At 70.0% G+C, this 2,136-nt stretch carries 2 protein-coding genes, 1 pseudogene and 1 riboswitch; of the genes and pseudogenes, 2 read left to right on the plus strand and 1 reads right to left on the minus strand.

Annotation, left to right across the window (positions count from 1 at the left end):
- Positions 1-1,090: pseudogene (locus tag J7E68_RS02895) on the minus strand (D-alanyl-D-alanine carboxypeptidase); the annotation flags it as partial.
- Between the two features lie 82 nt (positions 1,091-1,172).
- Positions 1,173-1,282, plus strand: a riboswitch (TPP riboswitch).
- On the opposite strand from J7E68_RS02895, the gene J7E68_RS02900 reads away from it, so the two are divergent.
- Together J7E68_RS02900 and J7E68_RS19535 are read left to right on the plus strand one after the other, a co-directional pair.
- Positions 1,276-1,932: an ECF transporter S component gene (locus tag J7E68_RS02900; RefSeq protein ID WP_251048567.1), complete on the plus strand. Its 657-nt coding sequence runs from the start codon at positions 1,276-1,278 to the stop codon at positions 1,930-1,932. (Overlaps the previous riboswitch by 7 nt.)
- On the plus strand, positions 1,929-2,136 hold a 208-nt coding region (locus J7E68_RS19535), incomplete at its 3' end, for an ATP-binding cassette domain-containing protein (RefSeq protein WP_311416137.1). The genes J7E68_RS02900 and J7E68_RS19535, both read left to right, overlap by 4 nt.

The raw sequence follows: 2,136 nt of genomic DNA on the forward strand, positions 1-2,136 counted from the left end.
CGCCGGCCAGCATCCCGTTGGTGTTCTTCACCGTTCCCGCACCGGGCAGATCGACCGACGGGGTTCCGACGATCCCTGCGAACACGGGATTCTGCATCGCCACCTCGGCGAGGGCCACGAGAGACTCCGGGGTCGCCGTGTTGCGGTCATCGAAGCCCGACGGCGTCGCGATGGTGATGCCGTCGAGTCCGCGATCGCCCAGCCACGTCGCCGCCGCCGAAGCGAATGCGGTGTCCGAGCCCCAGATCTCATCCGAGAGCCGGTCGATGTAGTTGTTCGCCGATCCCAGAAGGATTCCCTGCAGCATCTGATACTCGGTGAGCACGCCGTCGACGGGGACGTCGAGGGCTGACTGATCCGATCGGCGATAGTCCCAGTACTCCACCGAGTCCGACCACGTGAAGGAGAACTCCGGGCCCTGCTCGCCCACCGCGAGCGGCATGCGATCGAGCACCATCATGCTCGAGACGACCTTCGTGACGCTCGCGATCGCGGCCGCATCGAGAGACGACGACGTGGTGCCGATGCCGCCGATGCCCACGGCCGCGCTTCCCTGCGACGGCCACGTGACGACGGCCGCAGGTGAGGCGGCGGGCGTGAACTCGGCCGCCTGCACGGTCGGGGCCACCTCGTGCAGCGGCCAGAGCATGGTCGTGCCCGCGTAGGTGGCGAGGAACGCGACGAGCGCACCGAGAGGCACGAGGATGCCGGGGCGCAGGATCGCCGGACGCAGATGCGCATCCTTCAGCAGGGGTCCGCCACCCGCCGCGTCGGGCTCGTCGTCCAGTGACAGGATCGTCGTGTGCTGCGCGACGGCCACCGGGTCGACCCAGGTGAGCGGGGTTCCGCCGCTTTCCGCCTCCGCCCACTGGGCGTCCGGGGTCGCGTCCTCGGCGAGGAGATCGTCGGTGAGGGGATCGCGGGAGGGCTCGTCATCCGTCACTCTGTCGGTCGGCGCCTCGTCGTCCGTTGAGACATCGTGCGCCACCGCATCTGCCGCAGCGTCGTCGCCCGCAGCGTCGTCGCCCGATGGCGCGTCGCCCGATGGCGCGTCGGGGGCAGTGGCCTCGGCGGAGTCAGGAGCGGTCACCTCCTCACGGTACCGAACTCGCGACGGGATGCGCGGCGCTGCAACAGGAGCAGACGGGAGTGTCGGCACTGGGTAAGATCGTCAGAACAACCACGGGAGGCCGGCGAGCCGGGCTGAGAGGGAGCGAATCGCGCTTCGACCGTCGAACCTGATCTGGGTCATGCCAGCGCAGGGAGGAGCTACTGATGAGTACATCCACGTCCGGATCCACCACGGGATCGGCATCCGCCGCACAGGCGTCGAAGGGCCTCGGTCGCCCGGAACTCTGGCGCTGGAGGGTCGTCGACATCGTCGTCGCCAGCGTCATCGCCGTCGCCTGCGCGCTGGTCTTCCTGCTCTGGAACGTCGGCTACGAGGTGCCGAGCAGCATCCTCACCCCGCTGCTTCCCGGTGTGCAGGGTCTGCTCGCCGGCCCGTGGCTGATCGCCGGGGTGCTCGGCGGTCTGATCATCCGCAAGCCGGGTGCCGCTCTGTACACCGAGCTGGTCGCCGCGATCATCTCGGCGCTGGTCGGCAATGCGTGGGGCCCGCTCACGATCGTCTCGGGCCTCGTGCAGGGGCTCGGTGCCGAGCTGATCTTCCTGGTCTTCCTCTACGGCGTCTGGCGGCTGCCCGTCGCGATGCTGGCCGGTGCCGGCGCGGGACTCGCGTGCGGCATCAACGACCGCATCCTCTGGTACGCCGGTGCCGACACTCTCTTCACCACGGTGTACATCGTCTCGACGACCATCTCGGGGGCGGTCATCGCGGGCCTCGGTGCCTGGCTGATCGCGCGAGGGCTCGCGGCGACGGGTGCTCTCGGCCGGTTCGCGGCCGGCCGCGAGGTCACCGCACGGGTGTGACCGCAGTCACGGGTCCCGCCACCCTCGAAGCCCGCGGCTGGGGGTGGCGGTACGCGACGCGGCTGCGGTGGGCCGTGCGCGAGGTCGATCTGCGCATCGAACCGGGCGAGCGGGTGCTGCTGCTCGGTGCCTCGGGCTCAGGCAAGTCGACCCTGCTGCAGGGATTCGGCGGCGTGCTGGGCGGCGCGGACGAGGGTGAGACCC

The sequence above is a fragment of the Microbacterium sp. ISL-103 genome, assembly GCF_018613995.1.
Taxonomy (GTDB): domain Bacteria; phylum Actinomycetota; class Actinomycetes; order Actinomycetales; family Microbacteriaceae; genus Microbacterium.